23 protein-coding genes are annotated in these 16860 nt (G+C 45.2%); 2 read left to right on the top strand and 21 right to left on the bottom strand.

The features are described 5' to 3' along the window. Positions 1-2: 2 nt before the first annotated feature. The 19 genes from secY to rplC all read right to left on the bottom strand — a co-directional run bounded on the left by secY (position 3) and on the right by rplC (position 10836). Complete coding sequence (gene secY / locus CDG76_RS11260) at positions 3-1313, bottom strand: preprotein translocase subunit SecY (RefSeq protein ID WP_094349101.1); 1311 nt, start codon at positions 1311-1313, stop codon at positions 3-5. A gap of 74 nt (positions 1314-1387) precedes the next feature. Beyond that, positions 1388-1831 (bottom strand): 50S ribosomal protein L15, encoded by a 444-nt coding sequence (gene rplO / locus CDG76_RS11255; protein WP_094349100.1) that lies wholly within the window; start codon positions 1829-1831, stop codon positions 1388-1390. Between the two features lie 89 nt (positions 1832-1920). Beyond that, positions 1921-2448, bottom strand: a complete 528-nt coding sequence (gene rpsE, locus CDG76_RS11250; RefSeq protein WP_094349099.1) for a 30S ribosomal protein S5 — start codon at positions 2446-2448, stop codon at positions 1921-1923. 100 nt (positions 2449-2548) lie between these two features. Further along, positions 2549-2911 carry a 50S ribosomal protein L18 gene (gene rplR, locus CDG76_RS11245; RefSeq protein WP_094349098.1) on the bottom strand — a complete coding sequence of 121 codons (363 nt, stop codon included), beginning with the start codon at positions 2909-2911 and terminating at the stop codon, positions 2549-2551. A 2-nt stretch (positions 2912-2913) separates the two neighbouring features. Then, the gene (rplF, locus tag CDG76_RS11240) at positions 2914-3462 is read right to left on the bottom strand and encodes a 50S ribosomal protein L6 (protein ID WP_094349097.1); all 549 of its coding nucleotides are present in this window, start codon (positions 3460-3462) and stop codon (positions 2914-2916) included. Between the two features lie 118 nt (positions 3463-3580). Further along, on the bottom strand, positions 3581-3982 hold the full coding sequence (rpsH, locus tag CDG76_RS11235; RefSeq protein ID WP_094349096.1) for a 30S ribosomal protein S8: 402 nt from the start codon (positions 3980-3982) through the stop codon (positions 3581-3583). A 20-nt stretch (positions 3983-4002) separates the two neighbouring features. Beyond that, positions 4003-4551, bottom strand: coding sequence for a 50S ribosomal protein L5 (rplE, locus tag CDG76_RS11230; protein WP_094349095.1), 549 nt, complete (start codon positions 4549-4551; stop codon positions 4003-4005). 126 nt (positions 4552-4677) lie between these two features. Next, positions 4678-5031, bottom strand: a complete 354-nt coding sequence (gene rplX, locus CDG76_RS11225; RefSeq protein WP_094349094.1) for a 50S ribosomal protein L24 — start codon at positions 5029-5031, stop codon at positions 4678-4680. After that, on the bottom strand, positions 5031-5399 hold the full coding sequence (rplN, locus tag CDG76_RS11220; RefSeq protein WP_069070772.1) for a 50S ribosomal protein L14: 369 nt from the start codon (positions 5397-5399) through the stop codon (positions 5031-5033). The genes rplX and rplN overlap by 1 nt, the downstream gene beginning before the upstream one ends. 46 nt (positions 5400-5445) lie before the next feature. Beyond that, complete coding sequence (gene rpsQ, locus CDG76_RS11215; RefSeq protein ID WP_094349093.1) at positions 5446-5694, bottom strand: 30S ribosomal protein S17; 249 nt, start codon at positions 5692-5694, stop codon at positions 5446-5448. Between the two features lie 6 nt (positions 5695-5700). Then, a complete protein-coding gene (gene rpmC / locus CDG76_RS11210; protein ID WP_094349092.1) occupies positions 5701-5928 on the bottom strand; it encodes a 50S ribosomal protein L29 in 228 nt (75 codons plus the stop codon). Between the two features lie 3 nt (positions 5929-5931). Next, positions 5932-6357, bottom strand: coding sequence for a 50S ribosomal protein L16 (gene rplP / locus CDG76_RS11205; RefSeq protein ID WP_012410718.1), 426 nt, complete (start codon positions 6355-6357; stop codon positions 5932-5934). Between the two features lie 104 nt (positions 6358-6461). Continuing rightward, the gene (gene rpsC / locus CDG76_RS11200; protein ID WP_094349091.1) at positions 6462-7244 is read right to left on the bottom strand and encodes a 30S ribosomal protein S3; all 783 of its coding nucleotides are present in this window, start codon (positions 7242-7244) and stop codon (positions 6462-6464) included. 54 nt (positions 7245-7298) lie between these two features. Next, positions 7299-7655, bottom strand: coding sequence for a 50S ribosomal protein L22 (gene rplV, locus CDG76_RS11195; RefSeq protein WP_069070777.1), 357 nt, complete (start codon positions 7653-7655; stop codon positions 7299-7301). A gap of 108 nt (positions 7656-7763) precedes the next feature. After that, on the bottom strand, positions 7764-8042 hold the full coding sequence (gene rpsS, locus CDG76_RS11190) for a 30S ribosomal protein S19 (protein WP_012410721.1): 279 nt from the start codon (positions 8040-8042) through the stop codon (positions 7764-7766). A gap of 94 nt (positions 8043-8136) precedes the next feature. Beyond that, positions 8137-9000, bottom strand: coding sequence for a 50S ribosomal protein L2 (gene rplB / locus CDG76_RS11185; protein ID WP_094349090.1), 864 nt, complete (start codon positions 8998-9000; stop codon positions 8137-8139). A 123-nt stretch (positions 9001-9123) separates the two neighbouring features. Beyond that, entirely contained in the window at positions 9124-9438 is a 315-nt protein-coding gene (locus CDG76_RS11180) for a 50S ribosomal protein L23 (protein ID WP_094349089.1), read from the bottom strand. Beyond that, positions 9431-10069: a 50S ribosomal protein L4 gene (gene rplD / locus CDG76_RS11175; RefSeq protein ID WP_094349088.1), complete on the bottom strand. Its 639-nt coding sequence runs from the start codon at positions 10067-10069 to the stop codon at positions 9431-9433. Before rplD ends, CDG76_RS11180 begins: the two co-directional genes overlap by 8 nt. A 134-nt stretch (positions 10070-10203) precedes the next feature. Next, positions 10204-10836 (bottom strand): 50S ribosomal protein L3, encoded by a 633-nt coding sequence (gene rplC, locus CDG76_RS11170; RefSeq protein WP_094349087.1) that lies wholly within the window; start codon positions 10834-10836, stop codon positions 10204-10206. Positions 10837-11860: 1024 nt separating this feature from the next. Between rplC and CDG76_RS11160 the strand changes: the two genes are divergently transcribed. Next, complete coding sequence (locus CDG76_RS11160) at positions 11861-12337, top strand: NAD(P)H-quinone oxidoreductase subunit N (protein WP_094349086.1); 477 nt, start codon at positions 11861-11863, stop codon at positions 12335-12337. Positions 12338-12386: 49 nt separating this feature from the next. Here CDG76_RS11160 and CDG76_RS11155 read toward each other — a convergent pair whose 3' ends face one another. Next, positions 12387-12812: a GNAT family N-acetyltransferase gene (locus tag CDG76_RS11155; RefSeq protein ID WP_262984321.1), complete on the bottom strand. Its 426-nt coding sequence runs from the start codon at positions 12810-12812 to the stop codon at positions 12387-12389. Between CDG76_RS11155 and CDG76_RS11150 the strand changes: the two genes are divergently transcribed. Further along, on the top strand, positions 12802-13095 hold the full coding sequence (locus CDG76_RS11150; RefSeq protein ID WP_190240838.1) for a hypothetical protein: 294 nt from the start codon (positions 12802-12804) through the stop codon (positions 13093-13095). The two genes, CDG76_RS11155 and CDG76_RS11150, sit on opposite strands and share 11 nt — an antisense overlap. Before the next feature lie 381 nt (positions 13096-13476). On the opposite strand, the gene CDG76_RS11145 is transcribed toward CDG76_RS11150, so the two are convergent. After that, entirely contained in the window at positions 13477-16833 is a 3357-nt protein-coding gene (locus CDG76_RS11145; protein WP_094349083.1) for an efflux RND transporter permease subunit, read from the bottom strand. Between the last annotated feature and the right edge of the window lie 27 nt (positions 16834-16860).

The raw sequence follows: 16860 nt of genomic DNA, 5'->3' as shown, positions 1-16860 counted from the left end.
TATTATTTCACCATTCCTTCATAGCGCTGAGATATGACATAAGTTTGGACTTGTTTGGCTGTCTCAATTGCCACACCAACTAAAATCAACAAAGATGTCGCACCGATGCCCCGGAAAGTTTTCACATTCAAAGCGCTTTCTACGGCAGTGGGGATAATAGCGACGAAGCCCAAAAAGATGGCACCCAAAAAAGTTAGTCGGTTGGAAACGCGTTCGATATACTCGCTAGTTGCCTTGCCGGGACGAATTCCAGGAATACTAGAACCCATTTTTTTCAAGTTCTGCGCCACATCTACCGGGTTGAGAATCAACGAAGAATAGAAGTAGCTGAAGAAAACAATGGAAATCATGTAGACCAAGGCATAGACCCAGGAGCTAGAACCGCTTGGACTCAAATAAGTGTTAACTATATTCGCCAAATCGGCATTTTTAGTAAAATTGGCGATTAGCAGTGGCAAACTGAGGATCGCAGCAGCAAAAATAATTGGCATCACGCCGCCTTGATTTAGCCGCAGTGGCAGATAACTACGCTGCTCTGCCAAAACTCGCCGACCTACTTGGCGACGAGCCGAAATAATTGGGATGCGGCGCATTCCTTCCTGCACAATCACAATACCAACAATTGTTGCGAGGAAAACTAAGATCAGCACAATCACCCGACCCACTGCTTCCCGACCGCCGACTTGCACCAAGTCGATAGTATCGCCTAAAGCTTTTGGTAATGATGCAACAATGTTGACAAAAATCAACAATGATGCTCCGTTACCAATGCCCCGTTCTGTAATCAGTTCTGATGCCCACATGACGAACATAGAACCAGCAGTCAGAGCGATCGCAGTTTCAGCGACAAATATAGGCCCTGGCTTTAAGGCGAATTGCTGGAGGAATAATGCCGAAAAAGCTGTACTTTGCAGAATTGCCCAAACTACAGTGACATAGCGGGTAATTTGCGATATTTTTCGCCGACCTGCTTCGCCTTCATTTTTCTGTAAATTTTCTAAAGATGGAATCGCTGCGGTGAGCAATTGGATGATAATAGACGCATTAATGAAGGGCAAAATCCCTAAAGCAAAGACTCCCAAAGTCGAAAGTCCTCGCCCGGAAAATATATCCAATAAGCCGAATATGGAATTACTGCCCGATATGGCTTCGGCAAATCTCGGTCTATCAATGCCTGGGACGGGTAAGAAGATACCCAGGCGAACCAAAATTAAAATACCGACGGTGACAAGCAGCCTACCTCTGAGGCCAGCTGCCTGTGCCATCTGCATAAAAGTTTCTTGAGCCGTTGGGGCTTTATCTCGACTGATCATAGAGTGCTACCTTTATAGTGAACCAAGCACTGGCAGCGAGTTGGCTTGCATTTAAGTGCGCTGTTCCGGCTCACTCATAAGACTTCACAACTACCACCAGCTGCCTCGATTTTGCTACGAGCTGAAACTGTAAAAGCTGCCGCTTGTACTTTGAGCGGAATGCTCAATTCCCCGTTACCTAAAACTTTCAATGGCCCTTTGACAGCAGTCAGGATACCTGCGGCTTTCAATGAGGTCAAAGTTACTTCCGTATTCGCGGGAAGGGAGGCTAGCTTCTCTACATTAATCGTAGTGTAAATCCTCTGATTAATAATCGGAAAGCCCTTCAGCTTAGGTAAGCGGCGGTACAATGGCTGTTGACCACCTTCAAAACCTGGTCGAGTCCCGCTACCAGAACGAGATTTTTGACCCCGCATACCTAAACCAGCACTAGCGCCTTGACCGGCAGAAATACCTCTAGCTACACGCTTCTTGCGTTTCTTGGAGCCTTTTTGCGGCTTAACATCATGGAGTCTCATAATTTATCAAGTTCTCATTTGTCGTTTGTCATTTGTCATTTGTCATTTGTCCTTTGTTATTCACTAATGACCAATGACTAATGACTAAATTAGATGTAGAGATTTTGAATAGGAATACCGCGATCTTCGGCGACTTCAGAAAGGGTACGCAGTGTAGATAAGGCATTAACTGCGGCTCTAGCATTATTGAGTGGATTGTTGGAGCCTAGTTGCTTGGCTAAAACGTTACGAACTCCTGCCAATTCCAACACAGTTCGCACAGCACCACCCGCAATTACCCCAGTACCAGGTGAGGCTGGGCGCATCATCACCTTCGCACCGCCACCGACGCCATCAATGGGATGGGGGATGGAGTTGGATTTGGTGATTGGGATATCAATAAGGTGTTTTTTGCCGTCGGCTACACCTTTTTTAACGGCACCTATTACATCTGAAGCTTTGCCTACTCCAACTCCAACCTGACCGCGTTCGTTACCAACGACAACGATCGCTCGGAAACTGAGTTTTTTACCACCTTTGACCACTTTACTTACGCGGCGGATTTGAATAACCCGCTCTTGCCAAGTGGTTTCTTCTTTTTTGGCACGCTTTGTTCTACTTTTACGCTCTGTTGCCATAATTTATGCTCTGGTGAACGTCAGTTGTCAGTTGTCATTTGTCATTTGTCATTTGTCCTTTGTCATTTGTCCAATAACTAATGACTAATGACCAATGACTTTAGAAATCTAAACCAGCTTCGCGGGCTGCATCAGCTAGTGCTTTGACACGACCATGATATAAGTTACCACCGCGATCGAAGACTACTTTGGTGATGCCTTTTTCTAGCGATCGCACTGCGATCAACTTCCCAACTTGTACCGAGGCATCGCGGTTTGCACATGACGCTAAACTAGATTTCAACTCTGGTTCTACAGTCGATGCGGCCACGATGGTTTGATGCTGAGTATCATCAATCAGCTGGGCATAAATATGCTCATTGGAACGAAATACCGCTAAACGGGGACGTTCTGGGGAGCCAATAACTTTGCCACGAACGCGTCGATGACGACGGTTTTTTGATTCTCTACGAGTAAGTTTCATTTCTACTTCTTACCACCCTTACCAGTCTTACCAGCTTTCCGTCTGACCACTTCACCGGCATAGCGAATGCCTTTACCTTTGTAAGGTTCTGGTGGACGAACGGCACGAATTTTGGCGGCTGTGTTACCGACGATTTCTTTGTCATAGCCGCTAACAATGACGTTAGTGGTACCTTCTACTGCAAACTGAATTCCATCTGGTGGTTCAATTTGCACCTGATGGCTGTAACCCATATTTAAAACTAGGTTACGCCCTTGAAGTTGTGCCCTGTAACCAACGCCTTGAATTTCCAAACGGCGCTGAAAACCTTGGGAAACTCCCTCGACCATGTTGGCAACTAAAGTGCGGCTCAAGCCGTGCAATTGCTTCGATGTGCGAGTTTCATCCCGACGATTTACGTGTAATATTTCCCCCTCTTGAGAGAATGAGACATTATCTCTGAGAGTGCGAGAAAGTTCCCCCTTCGGGCCTTTCACCACAATAGTTGTACCATCGATCGCCACTTGAACTTTGGCGGGAATAGTAATTGGACGTTTACCAATACGAGACATGACTTTTTGTCCTTTGTTATTTGTCCTTTGTCCTTTGTCCTTTGTTATTTGTCCTTTGTCTTTTACTAATAACAGACTAATGACAAATGACTAATGACCAATGACTAATGACCAATGACTACCAAACGTAACAAAGTACTTCGCCACCCAAGTTCTGACGCCGCGCTTCGCGGTCAGTCATAATGCCACTGGATGTAGAAATAATGGCAATGCCAATGCCGCCTAGTACCCTTGGTAATTCTTTTCGATTTGAATAAACACGCAAGCCAGGCTTACTCACTCGCTTTAAGGCGGTGATCAGAGGCTGACGGTTTTTTCCCTTGTATTTCAGGGAAATCACCAGATTGCGTTTTACCCCTTCTTCTGCTTCTTCGATTTCAGCAATAAAGCCTTCCTCCCGTAGCACTTTGGCAATGCTCCGGGTTAATTTTGTCGCTGGCACTTGTGTAGTTTGATGCCGCGCCAGGTTGGCATTGCGGATGCGCGTCAGCATATCTGCAATTGTGTCGTTAGCCGCCATCGTTCCCTCTATAGATGAACTTATTGATCGCGAAAGGGCATTCCTAATTCTTTAAGTAAGGCGCGTCCCTCTTCGTCGTTTTTTGCTGTGGTGATGATGGAAATATCCATCCCACGCACTTGATCGATGCTGTCGTATTCGACTTCTGGAAAAATTAGCTGTTCTCTCACACCTAGAGTGTAGTTACCGCGTCCGTCAAAGCTTTTAGGGCTAACACCGCGAAAATCTCGAATTCTGGGTAGTGACAGGCTAACTAACCGATCGAAAAAGGCATACATCCGTTCGGCTCTGAGAGTCACCATGATCCCCACAGGCATCCCTTGACGAATCTTAAAGCCAGCGATCGCCTTTTTCGCCCTTGTCACCACTGGTTTTTGACCTGTTACCAGAGCAATTTCGTTAATGGATGCCTCTAGAGACTTCGCATTTTGAGCTGCTTCACCCAAACCCCGGTTAATCGTAACTTTTACCAACTTCGGTACTTGATGAACGTTGGTATATTGAAACTGATTAATCAGTTTAGGGACGATTGTCTCTTGATATAAGGTTTTGAGTCTTGTTGTCGGCATAGTTTTTTGTCCTGATATCCCTGGGCTTGGTCAGGGAAACTTTTATTGTCCTTTGTTATTTGTCCTTTGTCTTTTGTTATTAGTCTTTTTACTAATAACTAATGACTAATGACCAATGACTAATGACTATTTATCTAGAATTTCGCCAGTTTTCTTGAGTTTTCTGACCTTTTTGCCTTCTGAGGTAAAGGTGTAACCAATACGACTGGCAACGTTTTGCTTGGTGGAATAAAGCATAACGTTGGAGCTATGAATCGGGAATTCTTGGGTAATAATTCGCCCTGATTCCCCTTCTTGCTGGGGTTTGACGTGCTTGGTCTTTATGTTGACACCTTTGACGATAACTTTACTCAGTTGGGGAAGTGCCTGAGTAATTTCGCCAATTTTTCCTTTGTCTTTGCCAGCAATCACTTGTACGGTGTCGCCAGTTTTGACGTGCATTTTATGGAATACTTTGGGCGTACCTTGTTTGGTTGCCATTAAAGCACCTCCGGAGCCAGAGAAACAATTTTAGTAAAGTTTTTATCGCGCAGTTCCCGTGCAACTGGGCCAAAAACCCGTGTGCCTCTGGGATTACCGTCTTTGTTGATGATTACAGCAGCGTTATCATCAAAGCGAATACTCATACCGCTATCACGAGATACAGCTTTACGAGTTCTAACAATTACTGCTTCCACAACATCAGACTTTTTTACAGCCATGTTTGGTGTAGCATCTTTGACAACGGCGATAATTTTATCGCCAATAAAACCATAACGACGGTTGCCTCCGCCTAAGATGCGGATGCACATCAGTTTGCGGGCGCCGCTATTATCTGCGACATTCAGGTAAGTCTGGGGTTGAATCACAATTATTCTCCCTTGTAATGTTGTTAATTTCTAACAACGATGAGGTTTAAGTAGGCTTGACGTTCAGGACTTCTGTGATTTTCCAGCGCTTGGTTTTACTCAGGGGTCTAGTTTCCTGAATGCGAACGCGATCGCCTACTTTACACTGATTTTCTTCGTCGTGAACTTTATATCGTTGGGTGTTAACCACAATCTTGCCGTACTTGGGGTGAGGAGCGCGGTTTTCTATGGCGACTACCACAGTTTTTTGCATTTTATCGCTCACTACCAAGCCAACTCGTTCTTTAACTGCCATAATCTCCTACTTTTCTTCTTTAGCCGATTGACTTGCTGCCCGTTTGCGTTCTGTTTCTAGCGTCAGCAATTGGGCTAGGCGGTGGCGCAATTGTCGAAACTGGTGGGGCTTTTCTAGTTGTCTGGTGGCTTTTTGCAAGCGCAACTGGAATAGTTGTCTTTTGATTGCGACAATTTCATCAGAGAGCTTCTCGTCGCTTAATTCTCTAGCTTCTGAAATTTTGGGAAGAGGCATAAGCTACTCCTGCTCCTGTGGTTGAGAGCGCACAATAAACTTAGTTTTGATGGGCAGTTTAAATGAAGCCAAACGCATCGCTTCACGGGCGATTTCTTCAGAAACTCCACCGATTTCAAACAAAATTCGTCCTGGCTTGACTACAGCTACCCAAAACTCTGGATTACCTTTACCGGAACCCATCCGGGTTTCAGCAGGACGCATGGTTACAGGTTTATCAGGGAAAATCCGAATCCAGATTTGTCCACCCCGACGAATATAACGAGTCATTGCCCGACGGGAAGCCTCGATTTGACGCGAGGTAATCCAAGCAGGTTCTTGAGCTTGGAGTGCAAAATCACCGAAGTTGAGGGTACTACCACGGGTGGCTAGTCCTTCCATCCGTCCCCGCTGTTGTTTGCGGAATTTAGTTCTTCTAGGGCTTAACATGATTGGCTACTAGGTACTAGGTACTGGGGATTAGGGATTGGGAATTAGGGATTGGGGATTGAGAATTCTTACCCAGTCCCCAGTCCCCATTCCCCAGTCCCCGTTTACCCTTCATTTGAGCGGTCTTCAAACTGCTGGCGACGACGTTGTTGTTGACGGCGACGGGGTTCACGATCGCGATCGCGGGGGTCACGATCGCGATCGCGGCTTGCTGGTGGTAGCGGATCTGGTTCCTGTCCAGGAATAATTTCTCCCTTAAACACCCATACTTTGATACCCAAAATGCCGTAAACAGTTTTTGCCGTGCAATAAGAGTAGTCAATGTCAGCCCGTAAGGTATGTAAAGGTACTCTACCTTCACGAGTCCACTCTGTCCGGGCAATTTCTGCACCGTTGAGGCGACCGCTAACTTGGATTTTAATACCTTGGACACCCGCCCGTTGGGCGCGTTGAATCGATTGCCGCACTACCCGTCGAAAGGAAACCCGACGTTCCAATTGTTGAGCAATATATTCAGCAATTAGGTAGGCATCAGCATCAACTCGTTGAACTTCAACTACATTGATCCGAATTTGACGATTACTACCCAACAATCCTTGGAGTCCGGTACGTAAGGATTCAATACCTTGTCCACCACGACCCACTACTACCCCAGGTCTAGCTGTGCGTACTTCCAAGTCGATTTGGTCGGCTTTCCGCTCAATCCGTACCTCGGAAATTCCGGCGTTGTTTTGAGCCTGTCTACCCAGCTTTTGTTCTATATATTGACGGAGTTTGTAGTCTTCTTGTAGAAGTTCTGGATAACGATCAGGAACAGCAAACCAACGGGATTGATGTTCATGTGTAATACCCAGGCGAAAACCAACTGGATGAATCTTCTGTCCCACGAATGCTTCCTCTAAAATTTCTTACTTTACGCAATTTATTCGTGTAAAAAAAGCTTATTTTTCTGGGGCGGCTGCAACGGCCACAGTAATATGACACGTCGGCTTGCGAATTTGGTAAGCTCGACCCTGCGCTCTTGGTTGGAAGCGCTTCAACGGCGGCCCTTGATCGGCATAAGCCTGAGTAATCACTAGTTGAGTCCGATCTAACCCAGCGTTGTGTTCGGCATTGGCAGCAGCGCTTCTGAGAACCTTCAAGATGGGTTCAGTAGCGCGATAGGGCATGAATTCCAGGATGATTAACGCTTCTCGGTAAGAGCGCCCGCGGATTTGATCGAGTACCCGACGCACTTTATAGGCCGAGATGCGGATAAAACGAGCGATCGCTTTTACTTCAGTAGTATTAGTAGCCATAATTTTCTCCAATTTTATCTTTCGTCCTTCGTCCTTTGTCTTTTGTCCTTTGTCGAAAGCTAATAACTAATGACAAATGACTAATGACAAATGACCAATGACTAATAACTACCTACCCGCTTTTTTGTCGCTTTTTCCATGACCCCTGTAGGTGCGTGTTGGGGCAAATTCACCCAACTTGTGTCCTACCATCTGTTCATTTACAAAAACGGGAACGTGTTGGCGTCCGTTGTGAACAGCTATGGTGTGACCTACCATTAGGGGCAAAATTGTCGAAGCTCGTGACCAAGTTTTAATAACTTCTTTTCTGTTGTTGTCGTTGAGCTTTTCAATTTTCTTTAAGAGATGATCCGCAACGAAAGGACCTTTTTTTAGAGAACGACCCATAGTTCAATTTTGGATTTAGGATTTAGGAATTAGGAGTGAGGAGTTAGGAGTTAATAAGTTTAGATTCAACTCATAACTCATAACTTCTAACTCTTTAAGATTCACGACCACCGCGACCGCGTTTAGAAGACTTACGACGACGACGTACAATCAACTTGCTGCTAAGTTTCTTGCGATTGCGTGTCTTCGCGCCCAATGTGGGTTTACCCCAAGGTGTAACAGGCCCCGATCTACCGATAGGCGCCCTACCTTCACCACCACCATGTGGGTGATCCACTGGGTTCATGACGCTACCTCTAACCTTAGGACGGCGACCTTTCCAGCGATTTCGTCCGGCTTTACCTGCACTCAGGTTTCTCGCATCGGTGTTGCCTACTTGCCCAATAGTGGCGTAGCACTCACGCCGAATCAAGCGGACTTCTCCTGAAGGCAACTTGAGAGTCACGTAATTACCTTCTTTGGCCACGACTTGGGCGCTAGCACCAGCAGCACGTACAATTTGACCACCTTTGCCAGGAGTGAATTCTACGTTGTGAACACTAGTACCTAAAGGAATCTTCCAGAGCGGTAAGGCATTACCATCTTCAAAGGGAGAATCAGGCCCAGAAACAATTATTGTTCCAACTTTCAATCCGTTGGGGTGAAGGATGTACCGTTTTTCGCCATCTTGGTAATACAAAAGGGCAATTCTGGCATTGCGGTTAGGATCGTATTCAATCGCTGCGACTTTGGCTGGAATATTATGTTTATCCCTTTTAAAATCGATGATCCGATAAAGCTGTTTGTGTCCGCCACCCCGGCGACGACTAGTAATCCGTCCGTGATTATTCCGACCTTTGGCGCGATGCTTCGAGGTTGTTAAGGATTTTTCTGGCTCGGTTCTGGTAATTTCCGCAAAGTCAGAGATTGTAACTTGGCGAGTGCTGGGGGTATAAGGGCGATAAGAACGGGTACCCATATTTTTAAGTGCTGAATGCTGTTAGCGATAGCAGGGCGTTTAGCCCGTGCTGAGTTTGAAATTTTGAGTGCTGAGTTTTGAGCGTAGTAACTCCTAACTCTTAACTCCTAACTCCTAACTTTTTTAGACTTCTGGGAATAGAACTTGTCTAATCTTGTCTTCATCCCCAGGTGCGACGGTGACAATAGCTCGCTTATATTGGGGTTTATAACCAATAAATTTACCAACACGCCGCTTTTTGCGCGGTGGTAGGATGGTGTTTACTTTTACAACCTTGACCTGAAACAAGTCTTCGATCGCAGCCTTGATTTCTGGCTTAGATGCCTTTGGAATTACTTCAAAGGTGTACTTGTTTTGCTCCATCAAGATGGTCGCTTTTTCGGTGACGATTGGACGACGTACTAAGTCGGCAAGGTCGCGGGGGTCAAAGCTAGGCACTGTAGACCTCCTGAATTTTTTCTAGGGCTGATGCCGTAACTACAATTTTGTCAGCGTGCAGTAAATCAAAAACATTTAGCTGGTCGGCTGCAATTAGTTTTAAATTTTCAATGTTGCGGGCTGATAAATAAACGTTATCTGTATCCGCAATTTCAGACAAAATTAACAGTGCCTTGCTTTCTGGTACTATTCCCCAACGGGCAAGCGCTGCCACTAAGTCTTTAGTTTTGGGGCGAGATAGCTCGGTGCTAAATTCTTCTACTACGATCAAGTCGTCAATACGACCGACAAATGCTGTCCGCAGTGCTAAACGTCGCTCTTTGCGGTTCAACTTCAGGTCGAAATCTCTAGGCTTTGGCCCAAAGATCACACCACCACCACGCCACAATGGTGAACGAATAGACCCTGCACGAGCGCGACCAGTACCTTTTTGCCGCCAAGGTTTACGGCCACCACCTCTGACTTCAGCACGAGTTTTTGTGCTGGCATTTCCTTGACGAGCATTAGTCAATTGCCGTACTAAGGCCCGGTGCACAATATGAGACGCTGTTCCTTCTTTGGCAACGCGCAACTCGAAGGTCGTCTCGCCGACCTGTTCTCCTTGCCAATTTTTAACTACGCTTTCAACCATCTTTGTTATCTGTCCTTTGTCATTTGTGAGCCACTGCGGTCTTGGGGTCTCCCCAAGTGAAGCACGTGGCGTCATTTGTCATTTGTCTTTTGTCCTTAGCCAATGACTACTGACTACTGACTAATGACTTTTGACTATCCCACTGTTTTTGCAGGCACAACACTTACTAGAGCGCCTGGTTTACCAGGAATAGCTCCCTTAATCAGCAATAAGTTGCGTTCTGGATCGACTCGCACTATGGTCAGTTTGCGGATTGTAATACGTTTTCCACCCAAACGACCTGCCATCCGCTTACCTGGATAGACACGACCTGGTGTTGTACCAGCACCAATAGAACCGGGTGCTCTGTGGTTTTTGGAACCGTGCGACATTGGCCCGCGACCAAAGTTGTTGCGCTTCTGGTTTCCCGCAAAGCCGCGACCGATGCTTGTACCGACGACATCGACAATTTGACCAGCGCTAAAAATATCTGCTTTAATCTCTTGACCTAAAGCATAATCACTAGAGCTATCGGTGTGATATTCATTTAAGTGACGCAATGCTGGGGCAGATGATTTCGCCAAATGACCCAGTAGTGGTCTGTTTAGTGCCTTTGGTTTGACTTCGCCATAACCAACTTGAATGGCAAAGTAACCGTCGGTTTCTTTCGTTTTAACTTGTGTAACAGTGCATGGCCCTGCTTGAATGACAGTTACAGGAATAGATACTCCTGCTTCGTCAAATATTTGAGTCATGCCCAGCTTGGTGCCGAGAATACCTACAGACACAGTAACTGGTTCTCCTTTCTACTTGCTGACCTTGGAATTGGACTTTAGAGGACACGCTTTGTACGCATCAGTTTAGGCTGGGTTAGCCTGCGAAATTTGGAATGGTTTCAATAAACCGCTCCAAATGCTTTCGGACACAACAAACCGTGTCCTTACTGCTTGGTGAATCTGTTTAGCTTCACTCATTAGATCACCAGAACAGCCACAAGTCTCTTCCCCTGGGGAAGGAGTAACTTCTGGAATCAATGCAAGGCGCTACAGCTTAAAGCTGTGTGCAGCAATGCTTTGTCCAAGCAATTGCTCTGGCACTTTCTGGAGGCAGCGCTGTCGGCGGGTTTTCCGATTTGTACACGCCCGAAGGGCGGCTTCCCGGAGATTGGCTACTGCCGTGTTGCAGTTGGACTTAAGCGGTTGTTACCGCCCAGTATCCGTTAACTGAGACTGACGTAATGCCATGAAACCAACATTGCTGCTCAGTCTTTACTTCCTTAAACACCTTAAACTATTGTTTAAGCTTTTGCCTGCTTTTTTTGAGGCACAGAAGTAAACGTACCTTGGAGCTTAGGATTAACTTTAGTTATTCTTCCATAAGCTCTAATGTTGACCTGAAAGCTTTCTTAGTTTACCAGTCTACGATCAATCTGAGTTAGATTATCCAATTTGGATCAAGTCATCAGTTTTTGATGCTAACACCACTTCAGAATGACAGTAAAAAGTCAACCTAATTTGCGTTTTTGGTCACAATCTAATAATATAAATTATTTATTTATGTTTGTCCAGTAATTTATAGAGCTATTTTTAGGGAGTGGGGAATAAGCAAGGGAGCAGGGCGCAGGGGGCAAGGGGGAGAAATCAATTCAAAATTCAAAATTAAAGAACTCTGCCTCCTGCGTTCTGCCTCCTCTTTCCCCTCTGCTCCCTGCTCCCTGCCCCTCTGCCTCTTCTCAATACCCAAAAAAATGCTTTTAATCTATCGGTTCAGGGTAAATAATAGAGATATCTAAGTGGGATAAGACGAAAATCTATGGCACTAATTACCACTGGCAACGGTTTAATCCGCGATCTGGAAAAGTTTGGCGCTCTTGGAGTGTATATACCTCTGGAAGGGGGTTATGAAGGTCGATATCAGCGCCGACTACGGGCAGCTGGCTATACTACCCTCCACATTACTGCTAAAGGACTGGGTGATGTAGCTGCGTATCTCACAAGAGTTCATGGAGTTAGACCTCCTCATCTTGGTAAAAAAAGTACTGGTAGTGGTGCAGCAGTAGGTCATGTGTACTATTTACCGCCAATTCTCAATTCTCATCTAGAACAGCTACCACCAAAATCAAAGGGGCTGGTCTTGTGGATTATTGAAGGGCATATTCTTTCTAATGAGGAAGTTGAGTATTTAACGAATTTGCCTCAGTTAGAACCACGAGTGAAAGTCATTATTGAGAGAGGTGGCGATCGCTCTTTCCGTTGGACTTCTCTAGAAAAAACTCTGTTAGCTAGTTAGTCATTAGTCATTAGTCATTAGTCATTAGTCATTTGCTCATAACTAATGACTAATGACTCAATTCAATCAGCATTTCAATAATGCTGAAGCGAAAACCACAAGATGCAAATAACCGCCGTGAAGCCTCGTTAGCAATTGCTGTATCTAGACGAATTTGCTTGATGCCCATCTGATGAAAGCGTTCAACACTCAGCATCACCATCTGCCGCGCAATCCCCTTTTGGCGATATTCTGGCTCAACCCAGATATCATGAATAAAAGCAAATTCCTGTAACCGATAAATTGGTATTTCTTGCTCAATTGTTGCTATAAGAAACCCTACAATTTGCCCTTCATTTTCGGATACTAGAAATACACTGCGCTCGCTATTTGCTAAACGTGTCAACCATTGTTCATAACGCTGTTCTGGATGCGGTAGAAAACCATACTTGGCAGAATCCCAAGACTCATGCAAAGCACAAATTTTGGCAACCATTGGTAAAACTGCGGGTACGTCAGTTATTGTGGCGGGGCGGATCAGCATAAGCTTTCAAGCACAAAAAGCACAAACAAGAAAGAATGCGAAATACATTCTTTTCCTTAAAAAAGGTTTGAATGGCAGTCCATTGTATTTTCCTGTAGGGGTTTATTACGGCAAATTCAATGTTGATGGCACAGACAAAGCTGAAAATAAAATAGAAAATTCAGATTTCAAGTTGATCCAAAAGGATGTGATTGAGAGATTTAAGAAGATTATAGACCAGACATCAGCTAGTTAACGAGATGCAACGCCGCTTTACTTTAAAGCGAATAAGAAACCTCACGCTGGTTCTGCTACGCAAAACCTGTCCCTCTCCTTACTAAGGAGAGGGATGTCCGTCACTCGATTTACGATGTTTGGATTTACGATAGCGACGCAGGAGCGTCTTTTGGATTAACCCCATGCATGAATGCATGACGCTTGAATAATGAAATTGCTTGATTCTCACTCCGGCTGTTGTCGGGGGCTTGAAACCTTTTTTAGATTCACGATGTTTGATTTTAATCCAAAATCCAAAATCTAAAATCTAAAATTGTCTCGGTCAGGACAGGGTGAGGTTTTTGTTTTTGGTAATTCGATAAACTGTATACACTGTTTTGCGTTAATCCCGATCGGGGATTTAAATAAATTTTTTCGTAAATCCACGCAATCGGGTTAACACTGGCTTTGCCCAATTTCCACCAAGCAAATCGTGCAGCAGAATATAAAAACAAGGGATGATAAATAGTGTCAGCATTGTTGCGATCGCCATCCCAAAGAAAACTACAATCCCTAATGGCTGCAAAAACTCCGAACCTTCGCCGATGCCCAATGCCAAAGGAAACAGTCCCAAGATAGTGGTGACTGTGGTCATGATAATTGGGCGCAAGCGTTGAGGAGCAGCTTTCATGATGGCAATTTGGCGACTACAACCTTCTTCATCCCGAATTTGGTTTGCTAGTTCCACCATGAGAATCCCTGCATTCACCACAATTCCCACCAGCAGCACAACGCCAACAATTACAGTTGCGCCAATTGCAGTTTGGGTAATATAAAGTCCAAAAATTCCTCCAGCTAATGCCAGTGGTACGGTGAACATAATTACCAATGGGTCGATTAGCGAATTGTATTGCACCGCCATGACTACAAAAATTAAGAACGTTGCCAACGCTCCCAAAGTTTTTAAAGCATCCTGAAGTTGCTGATTAGTTTCTTGGGCAGAACTAGGCACAATTGAAACGCCATCAGGTAAGTCTACATCCTGAAGTACCTCGTTTACTTCTGCGATCGCTTCACCAAGACTAGCTCCTTCGCTGAGATTTCCTGCGACAATAAAAGCTTGGCGCTGATTAATCCGTTGCACCTCACCAGGCGCTTGACCTTCTTGAATGTTTGCAACATCTGAAAGGCGGATTAGTTGATTGTTTTCTGTAAATAGCGGTAATTGCTCTAGCTGCGAAGGACGCTGAATCGCTTCTTTATTTAGCTGCACCCGCACATCAACTAAACGATTACCGCGTTGAATTTGCGTCGGAACTGAACCTTCAATTGCTGTTTGAACTGTTGCACCAATTTGTTGAGCGCTCAACCCTAAAGCCGAAACCCGTTCCCAGTCGGGGCGAATTTGGATTTCCGGTTGTCGGGGGTCGGCATCTGGTCGGAATGTCGCTAATTTTGCTCTTTCTTGCAATGCTTGCAGCACTTGTGCGCCTGCTTGCGTTAAGTTTTGTTCATTCTCACCTTGCAGAATCACGTCAACTTCTGACCCTTGCACCGGAGAATTACTCAAGATTAAACCCCGTACCTGACCAGGATTGAGGCGCAACAGAATTCCTGCTAAGTTGAGTTTGTTAAATTCCTGAGTTACTTTTTTGACGAAGGCTTCGACATCTGTGCCTGGTTTTAGATTGATGGTGCTACTGGCACGTAAAGGATTCTCTGTAGTATTGCTACCAAACAAAGAACCACCCACAGTTGTAAAAGCAGACTCGGTTTCTGGTTGTTTGAGCAAAATGTCATCGACAATTTGCATAACTTTTTCAGAAGTTGCTAAAGGTGTACCGGGAGGAAACTGCGCTCTTAAGTTAGCTTGACCGGTACTGATCCGGGGTAAAATTTCTTGGGGAATTTGACCAAACATAAAGAAACTGCTGCCGCCTAAAATTAGCAAAGCAGCAGTAACTACAAGAAGCCGATAGCGTAAAACTCTGGTTAAGAAGTTACCGTATCCCCGTGTAGCATCTTCAAATCGGTGATTAAACTGTCTAAGCAGCCAAAATTCGCTAATTCGACTAGACCAGCGGATTCCCAAGAGTCGAGAAGACAGCATCGGTACTACTGTGATGGCGACAACAAGGGATGCTGCAACTGCGAAGCTAATTGTCAGAATCAGTTCATTAAATAGCAGTGCAATAAAGCCGCCAATTAAGAGAAATGGCACTACAGAAACTAAGTTGGCACCTGTAGCAGCAATTAAAGCAGATTCTACTTCTTGGGAAGCTGCGATCGCACTGTCAATAAAGAATTTAGAATTTCTCCCCTTATTCTCTGCTCCTCGGTCACTGAGCGTAGCCGTTCGCGCAGCGTCTCGTAGAGAAGTGCTGCTCCCCTGCTCCCCTGCCTCCATCTCTCTCTGATTGGGAGTCATGCCTGTTTTTTCGGAAATGTTCTCCAAGATCACAACCGATGTATCAATTGCTTGACCGACTCCTAGTGTCAGACCTGCCAAACTAAAAACATTCAAGGTTAAACCAAATATTCTCATTAAAGCGATCGCTGCCAGAGTACACAGCGGAATCGTCAAACTGATAATAAATGTTTGCCTGAACGATCCCAAAAATAATAATACTGCTGCTGCTGCTAGCAATGCCCCAGAAATCCCTGAAAAGATGACATCATTTAAAGAGTTGCGGATGAAGACAGATTCATCTGTGGTCGGACTCAAAGTCATGTCTGCTGGAATTAAACCCGATTGTCGTAATTGTTCAATTCGCCGCTTTACAGCATCTACAACATTGATTGTGTTCGCTTCAGGCTGCTTTTGAATTGAAAATTTTACCGCAGGCTGACGGTTGAGGTAAACAAATACTCGTTGTTCTTCTGTATCGTCAATTACCTCTGCAAAGTCTCGCAAATAAACGCGGCGTGTAGGTGTAGTAGTGGGAGTGGTAGTAGTATTACTGCTATTAGTGGTATTAGCACTAGCAGGAGAAGAAGAGGAAACTTCCAAGGAAAGGTTTTCAATTTCCTTGGCATTTTGGAAACGTCCGACAGTCCGAGTTAATGGCTCGGAATTTTGCCCCAGAATCCGACCACCAGAAGTATCTTGGTTACGGGCTGTTAATTCATTTAAGACATCATTTAACCCGACACCCAAAGCTTGCAATCGGTTTAAGTCAACAAGTACCCGTACTTCTTCTTCTGCACCGCCGGATACGTCAACAGAAGCGACTCCTGGTACTACACTGAGTTCACGCGTTAACTCTTCATCAGCAAATACGCGTAAATCTTTCCCTTGTAACGAGGCAGATGTCAGCGCCAATTCATAAACCGGCAATTGAGAAGGATCGACTTTGAATAGGCGCGGCTCCTCTATCGTATCTGGTAGTTGTCCTCGACCTCGGTTAAAAGCAGCAGTAGCATCGTTTAGGGCTTGGTCAATATCGCCCCCTGGTTGGAAGTATAAATCGAGGCTGACTTGTCCTTCACGGGTGCGAGAAAAAACTTGCACTACATTCTCGGTTGCCCTTAAAGCTTCTTCTAAGGGTCTGGTGATTTCATCTACTGCTACTTCTGGTGAAATACCAGGGGCTTCTAGCCGAACCCCAATTCGGGGATAGGTAATTGACGGTAGGAGATCGACTTGGATCGTTGTGAGAAAAAATACCCCAATGACAATTACTGCCACGGTGAGCATGAGTGTGCCAATGTGTTGGCGGATAGCGATCGCACTAAGGCTAAATCCGCCATTGCCATTATTATTGTTTGCTTGTTGCATGATACTAAGTGATAAGTGCTGACTACT

It is taken from the genome of Nostoc sp. 'Peltigera membranacea cyanobiont' 210A, from assembly GCF_002246015.1.
Taxonomy (GTDB): Bacteria; Cyanobacteriota; Cyanobacteriia; order Cyanobacteriales; family Nostocaceae; genus Nostoc.
This window is presented reverse-complemented; position numbering and strand designations above follow the sequence as displayed.